Annotated in this window: 8 protein-coding genes and 1 rRNA gene; 7 read left to right on the forward strand and 2 right to left on the reverse strand. The window is 55.1% G+C overall.

Translation table 11 applies throughout. The annotated features are described in order from the left end of the window. Positions 1–92, reverse strand: a 5S ribosomal RNA gene (gene rrf, locus ACZ25G_RS01155); the annotation flags it as partial. Between the two features lie 506 nt (positions 93–598). Here rrf and ACZ25G_RS01160 point away from each other — a divergent pair. From ACZ25G_RS01160 to ACZ25G_RS01170, 3 genes are read left to right on the forward strand one after another with little or no spacing between them, the layout of a single operon-like run. After that, positions 599–1,822, forward strand: coding sequence for an MFS transporter (locus ACZ25G_RS01160; RefSeq protein WP_463681249.1), 1,224 nt, complete (start codon positions 599–601; stop codon positions 1,820–1,822). Between the two features lie 16 nt (positions 1,823–1,838). Further along, positions 1,839–2,087 carry an acetamidase/formamidase family protein gene (locus tag ACZ25G_RS01165; protein WP_463681250.1) on the forward strand — a complete coding sequence of 83 codons (249 nt, stop codon included), beginning with the start codon at positions 1,839–1,841 and terminating at the stop codon, positions 2,085–2,087. 51 nt (positions 2,088–2,138) lie between these two features. Then, complete coding sequence (locus tag ACZ25G_RS01170; RefSeq protein WP_463681251.1) at positions 2,139–2,756, forward strand: acetamidase/formamidase family protein; 618 nt, start codon at positions 2,139–2,141, stop codon at positions 2,754–2,756. Positions 2,757–2,788: 32 nt separating this feature from the next. Here ACZ25G_RS01170 and ACZ25G_RS01175 read toward each other — a convergent pair whose 3' ends face one another. After that, entirely contained in the window at positions 2,789–3,544 is a 756-nt protein-coding gene (locus ACZ25G_RS01175) for an IclR family transcriptional regulator domain-containing protein (protein ID WP_191482691.1), read from the reverse strand. Between the two features lie 249 nt (positions 3,545–3,793). Between ACZ25G_RS01175 and ACZ25G_RS01180 the strand changes: the two genes are divergently transcribed. Genes ACZ25G_RS01180 through ACZ25G_RS01195 form a run of 4 tightly spaced genes read left to right on the forward strand, consistent with a single transcriptional unit; the run spans position 3,794 to position 6,677 of the window. Next, on the forward strand, positions 3,794–4,351 hold the full coding sequence (locus tag ACZ25G_RS01180; RefSeq protein ID WP_463681252.1) for a 2-oxoacid:acceptor oxidoreductase family protein: 558 nt from the start codon (positions 3,794–3,796) through the stop codon (positions 4,349–4,351). Continuing rightward, a complete protein-coding gene (locus ACZ25G_RS01185; RefSeq protein ID WP_463681253.1) occupies positions 4,329–4,619 on the forward strand; it encodes a 4Fe-4S binding protein in 291 nt (96 codons plus the stop codon). The genes ACZ25G_RS01180 and ACZ25G_RS01185 overlap by 23 nt, the downstream gene beginning before the upstream one ends. Then, the gene (porA, locus tag ACZ25G_RS01190) at positions 4,619–5,815 is read left to right on the forward strand and encodes a pyruvate ferredoxin oxidoreductase (RefSeq protein ID WP_342681855.1); all 1,197 of its coding nucleotides are present in this window, start codon (positions 4,619–4,621) and stop codon (positions 5,813–5,815) included. Before ACZ25G_RS01185 ends, porA begins: the two co-directional genes overlap by 1 nt. Continuing rightward, positions 5,808–6,677, forward strand: a complete 870-nt coding sequence (locus ACZ25G_RS01195; RefSeq protein WP_463681254.1) for a thiamine pyrophosphate-dependent enzyme — start codon at positions 5,808–5,810, stop codon at positions 6,675–6,677. Before porA ends, ACZ25G_RS01195 begins: the two co-directional genes overlap by 8 nt. The last annotated feature ends 30 nt before the right edge of the window (positions 6,678–6,707 follow it).

The raw sequence follows: 6,707 nt of genomic DNA on the forward strand, positions 1-6,707 counted from the left end.
GCAGTCGCCCGCCAAGTATTTTCGGCACAGATGAGCTTAACTACTGTGTTCGGGATGGGAACAGGTGGGACCTCATCGCTATAAGCACCGGCAAAGACAAAGGGCAATCTCTGTTTAAGACGCCTCTGCGGATCATTATACTACCACATCTCCAAAAACTTGTCAAGTCAGTTTAGAAGATTCCTTCCCTCTCAAAGACACGGAGGGATTTCAAGCATCATACCGCCTTTCACCCTAGGAGTTTTCTCATCTATCCTTTCTTTGGTCATGATCGGCTAGGCTGTCCAATACAATTAAAATAGGATCATGAGCTTTTGAGTGCTAACCTCCTATGGGCCTTTTGGGAAAAAATGCCCGCCTTGGTGAAAAATCAATAAAACAGCAATCTGCTCAAGGAATAAAACTAGTATTTATGCAACCCAAACAGATTTATGTCAAGAGGGTAGACACCTCCCAACCCCCATGCTATAATGAGGGCAACATATTCATTATATGTAATACAGGTTCGTATAAAGAAACGATTCCCGATAAAGGAGGAGGAGAAGGTTTTGTACGAATACAGGTCCTTTTTTAAAAATAATGACAGAGGTGTGGAAAAATGACTGCGACTTCCGTAAAAAACCAAACGAAAAAATTATCCTGCTGGGCAGTCCTGTGGATTGTTGTCCTTTCCATGACCGCCCTTGCCCTATGCATGTTCAAGGTCCCGCCCCTCATGGGTGATCTGATCGCTGCTTTGAACCTCTCCGGCACCGCCCAGGGCGGCTTCCTCATGTCCATCTTTTCCTTTGCCGGCATTATCCTGGCCATTCCTGCCGGTTTGATTATCACCCGCTATGGTATGTACAAAACCGGCGCCTTCAGCCTGATCTGTTCGCTGGTGGGCTCCCTGCTGGGCGTCGTCACCCAGTCTTACGCTCTGCTGCTCATCGGCCGGATCATCGAGGGCGTGGGCCTCATCTTCATCGCCACCCTGGGCCCAGCGGCCATTGGCAGCGTCTTTGCCCCAGAAAAGCGCGGCCTTGCCATGGGCATTATGATGTCCTACATGTCGGTGGGACAGTTCATCATGTTTAACGTCGCTCCCCGTATTGCCGGCGGCGGCGCTTGGAAAAACGCCTGGTGGCTCACCGCCGTCTATTCCGCAGTGATGCTGGTGCTCTGGATCATCGGCATGCGCCGGCTGGACGCCACCGTTAACCCCGATAACGATCCCACCAACAAAGAGGTCCAGACCAAAATGGCAAAAGAGGCGCTCTCCGTGGTCATCAAGAATCCGGCTGTCTGGCTCATCGGCGTTACCTTCGCCCTGATGCTCACCACCAATCAAGGCGTTCTGGGATTCCTGGCTCAGTACCTGTCCGAAGTCCGGGGCATGGACGCCAGCACCGCCAGTACCATCACCAGTCTGGCCAGCATTATCGGCATCCCCACCGGCCTGGTGGTAGGCGCCGTATCCGATAAGCTTCATTCCCGCCGGGGCCCCATGATTTTCCTCTTCGTCTTTTCCGCCATTGTCTATATCGTCATGCCTCACTGCCCCACTAATATCTACTGGCTTATGAGCCTCATCTTCGGTATCGCTACCATGGGTCTCGCCACCCTGTGCTTTGCCGCTGTCCCTGAGGTCATCGCCAAACCTGAGCAGAATGGTATGGCCTGCGGTGTTGTCAACACTCTGGAAAAGGTGGGCGTCTTTCTCAGCACCATCCTCTTCGGCGCCCTCATCGAGGTGGTGGGTTGGACCGTCACCTTCTATATCATGGCTCCCATCTGTATTCTGGGCATTATCAGTGTATTCATCAATAAGAAGCTGAAGTAGAAGAAAGGTGACCAAAATGAGAGAAATCCATGTAGAACAAAAAGATTACGCCTATGTCATCGGCCCCAGCCTTGAACCTATCGCCACGGTACAGCCGGGGGAAACGGTAGCCTTCTTTACCCATGACGCCTTCTGCGATATGCTGGATTCCAACGACAAAGTTCCGGCGGATATTCACATGCCTCCCTGTCCCCAGGTGGGCCCGATCTGTATCGAGGGGGCGGAGCCCGGCGACACCTTGAAGATCGAAATTATCAGCATTTAGCGGGTCCGGGACTGGGCGGTCAGCGCCTACCGGCAGGAGCTGGGCGCCATTGTGCCCACCAACACTACCCGGATGCTCAGCGGCCCTATCCCGGAAAAGACCTTCATCTATCATTTTGACGAGGCGACGGGAAAATACCGCTATAACGACAAGCTGAACTTCGATTGGGAGCCCTTTATCGGCACCATCGGCTGCGCCCACGGGCTCAACTCTTTTATGTCCATCACCCCCTTTGAAAACGGCGGGAATATGGATGTCCCCGATGTAAAACCGGGGAATACCCTCTACCTCCCGGTCAGCTGCCCAGGCGCCAACTTCTCCATCGGGGACTGCCACGGCCGGCAGGGACAGGGGGAAATCTGCGGCACCGCCTTAGAGATTGCCGCTAAGGTTACCCTGAAGTTTGAGCTCATCAAAGGGAAAACCATCACCTGGCCCCGGATCGAAAGCGATACGGAGATCATGTGTGTCGGCGCCGCCAAGCCCATGGAGGACGCGGCACGTATCGCCCTGTGCGAGCTCATTGGCTGGCTGGTGGAGCTAGGCTGGGATGAGATGGAGGCCTATCAGGCCGTCTCCCAGTGCAACAAGCTCTATGTCGGCAGCATGGTCAATCCCAACTATGTCATGGTGGCTAAAATTGATAAGGAGATCGCCTACCGCAAATAATGACAAGAGCCGCCCAATAAGGACGGCTCTTCTTATTTCATTTCCGCGGCAATATTCTGGGCGGTCTTTTGCAGCAGGGGGATGAGAAAATCCTTTTTGGATTTCATCCGCTCGGTGGGACCTGAGGCGCTGATGGCAGCCTCCACCCTGTCCCCCACGCCGAAAAGGGGCGCCGCGTAACAGGTCAGCCCCAGCTCGCTTTCATCGGCGTCACAGGCATAGCCATTCCGCCGGACCCCCTCCAAATTTTCCAGCAGCTGCTGGGCTGTCACAATGGAATAGGGGGTCTTGGGGGAAAAGGATACGTTTTTAATGTAGTTATCAATAAACTGCTGAGGCTGAAAAGCCAGCATCGCCTTGCCGGTGGCGGTCATGTGAGCACGGCGGCGCAGCCCCACCATGGATTCCATCCGGATGGAGGAAGGGCTGGACACCTTGTCGATGAACTGGACCATGGTGTCGTTATCCCAGATGACCAGATGGGTCGTCTCCTCACACAGCTGGGTCAGGTTGATGAGGTAGGGATGGGCCAGCTTGATAATATCCATCCGCCCCAGGACGATGGCGCCTAAAGAGGAAAGCTTGACCCCTAGGCGGTACCGGTTGCTGTCTGTTTTGTTGAGAAACTTCCGGTTCTCCAGGGTGGTGAGTAACCGGAACGCCGTTGTCTTTCCTATCTCCATGAGCCGGGCTACCTCCGCGGCGCTTAGCTCCTCATGTTTTGCCAGCAGGTCGATGATGGCTAGGGCGTTATCCACCGATTGCAGGATATATTGTTCATTCGACATGGTTTCACCGTCTTTTCTCCCGGCCTGCGGAACCCGCAAGCCCTGTCATATGAGATGATTATATCATAGTTTTCTCCTGAGAAAAAGGGTGGACGCCTATACAAAGGCAGCAGCGCCCTTTGTGACTGTGTAAAATTTTACCTTTTCCATTTACTTTGCCTTTTGTCTTTGTTATAATTATATTTAGTTCTTTATACGAATTACCATTACATATAAAGAAACATTATTTAGGGAAGGGAGAGCCTGTCAATGAAGCAGCTGAAGTTCTACGGCCTAGGCGGACAGGGAGTCGTCACCGCGGCTAAAATCCTTTCGGTGGCGGTATCCATCCATGAAGGCCGATACGCCATTACCGTCCCAGCTTATGGCCATGAGCGGCGGGGCGCGCCGGTTTACACCGACGTCATGGTGGATCAAAAGCCCATCCAGGTCAACTGTTTTGTCTATGAACCGGATATTGTAGTGGTTCTGGACGAATTTATTGTAGAAAAACACGGCATCGATGTGGGCCGGGGAAAGGATGAGGACACCGTCCTCGTCCTCAACACCGCCAGCCGGGAGATGGCCCAGCGGTATGCCGACCAGTTTGGCTTTCAGACCGTTTATTATGTGGACGCCACCCAGGTAGCTCTGGACACCATTGGCAAAGGTATTCCCAACGGCTCCATGCTGGGGGCTTTGGCCCATACCGGCATCGCCTCTATCGGATCGGTGGAAAGCGCCTTAGAAGAATTTTTTGGAAAGAAGGCGGGTGAAAAGAATGCGCGTGCAGCTAGAACAGCTTATGACAACACCAAAAAGCTCTGAATACAAGACGATTTTAGGGCCCTGCGCCTATGTCTTTACCTCCTCCAATACAGGAAGCTGGCGGATCGAACGGCCCCGGGTGGACTTTTCCGCCTGTATCCAGTGCGGCACATGCCGGATGTACTGCCCGGCGGATGTCATCACCATCCACAAGGGACAGCAGCCGCCATTGGAGTTTCAGTGGGATTACTGCAAGGGCTGCGGCATCTGCGCCAATGAATGTCCCAAGCACTGCATTCAAATGATCTCGGAAAGGAGCGCTGAGTGATGTCCCATTACAAAATGTTAGATGGTAACGCCGCGGCGGTGGAAGCCATGAAGATGGCCCGGGTCAAGGTGATTTCCGCCTACCCCATCACCCCCCAAAGTTCCATTTCCGAGAAACTCAGCGACCTGGTGGACGCCGGGGAGCTGGATGCCAAATACATACGGGTAGAGTCGGAACACACCGCCATGTCCTGCGCTGTAGGCGCGCAGCTCACCGGCGTGAGAGCCGCCACTGCCACCTCTTCTGTGGGACTGGCCCTCATGCACGAAATCCTCAACGTGGCTTCCGGCTGCCGAGTTCCCATTGTCATGCCGGTGGTCAACCGCTCCCTAGCCTCCCCCTGGAGCCTCTGGTGCGACCATCAGGACTCCATGGCCGAACGGGACAGCGGATGGCTCCAATTCTACTGTGAGAATGTCCAGGATGTATTTGACACCCTCCTCTGCGCCTACCGCATTGCCGAGGACAGACGGGTACAGACACCCGCCATGGTCTGTTTGGACGGATTCTTCCTCTCCCACTCCATGCAGAAGGTCCTTCTTCCAGAACAGGACGAGGTGGACGGCTTCTTAGGAGAATACACACCCAAAAACGCCTATCTCAACCCGGCGGATCCTATGGTCATCAATGATCTGACCCCTACCGACGAGATCACCGAGATGAAATTTCAGCAGGCAGTGGGCTTTGCCCAGGCAAAGGTGGTGGCCGGAGAGGTCTTTGCCGCCTTTGCGGAAGAATTTGGCCGGCATAAAGAGGTGGTGGAGGGCTACCGCGCCGAGGACGCCGACGCCATCATCATCACCCAGGGCTCTATGTCCGGAACGGCCAAGTATGTGGTCGACAAGCTCCGGGAAGAGGGGCAGAAGGTGGGCGCCGTTAAAATCGTCATGTTCCGCCCCTTCCCCTATGAGGCTCTCCGGCAGGCCTGCGGTTCTGTGAAGAAGGTCGCCGTCTTGGACCGGACTGCTGGATTGGGAGCCCAAGGCACCCCTCTCTGGCTGGAGACAAAAGCGGCCTTAGATGGGGATGTGGATGTGAGAAGCTATGTAGGCGGTCTTGCTGGCCGCGACATCAGTCCTATGACCATTCAGAAGGTCTTTGAGGACCTGGGCCAGGAAGCACCCTGCGACGGGGTTAACTGGATCGATTGCAAAGACGATCCCATGCATTTAAGGGAGGTGCCCCTACATGTTTAAGATAGAGACCTCTGCTAACCGCTTTATCGCCCACGGGGTCAGTGCCTGTGCGGGCTGCGGGTTGGAACTGATCATCCGCAATGTGTTGGACGTCTTAGGGGAGGACACGGTGGTGGTCATCCCGCCGGGCTGTTCCGCCCTCTTCTGCGGCTTTGGACGGGAGGCGGGCATGCGCCTGGCGGCCTTCCAAGGCAATCTGGAAAGTACCGCCGCCTATGCCGCGGGCATCCGGGCGGGACTGGCGGCTCAAGGTAATGATCACACCACAGTGTTGGGCTTTGCCGGGGACGGCGCCACCGTGGACATCGGCCTGCAATCCCTTTCTGGGATGCTGGAACGGGGTGACCGGGTGCTTTACGTCTGCTATGACAATGAAGCCTATATGAACACTGGCATCCAGGGCAGCAGCTCTACCCCCTACGGCGCTTGGACTACCACCACCCCCGGCGGCAAGGCTACCCGACGCAAGGATCTACTGTCCATTGTCATGGCCCACGACGTCCCCTACTGCGCCTCGGCCAGCGTGGCCTATATTCCCGACCTGCGCCGCAAGGTCCAGAAGGCCAAGGACGCTCCGGGTCCGGCGGTGCTCCATGTACACAGCCCTTGCCCCACCGGCTGGGGATGCCCTCCCGCCAAGTCCATTGAAGTCTGCCGGGTGGCAGTCCAGTGCGGGGCATGGCTTTTATATGAATACGAAAACGGAAAAATCACCCTCAACCAAAAGCCTAAACAGCTCCGTCCTGTCTCCGATTACGTGAACCTCCAAGGCCGTTTCCGCGGAATGGATGAACAGACGGTGGCGGCGCTTCAGGCGCAGGTGACCCAACATTATGAAGAGATGCTTCACAAAAGCGAATGAGGAGGAGAGCAGGTGAAAACTTATCGTATT

It is taken from the genome of Zongyangia sp. (assembly GCF_965361945.1).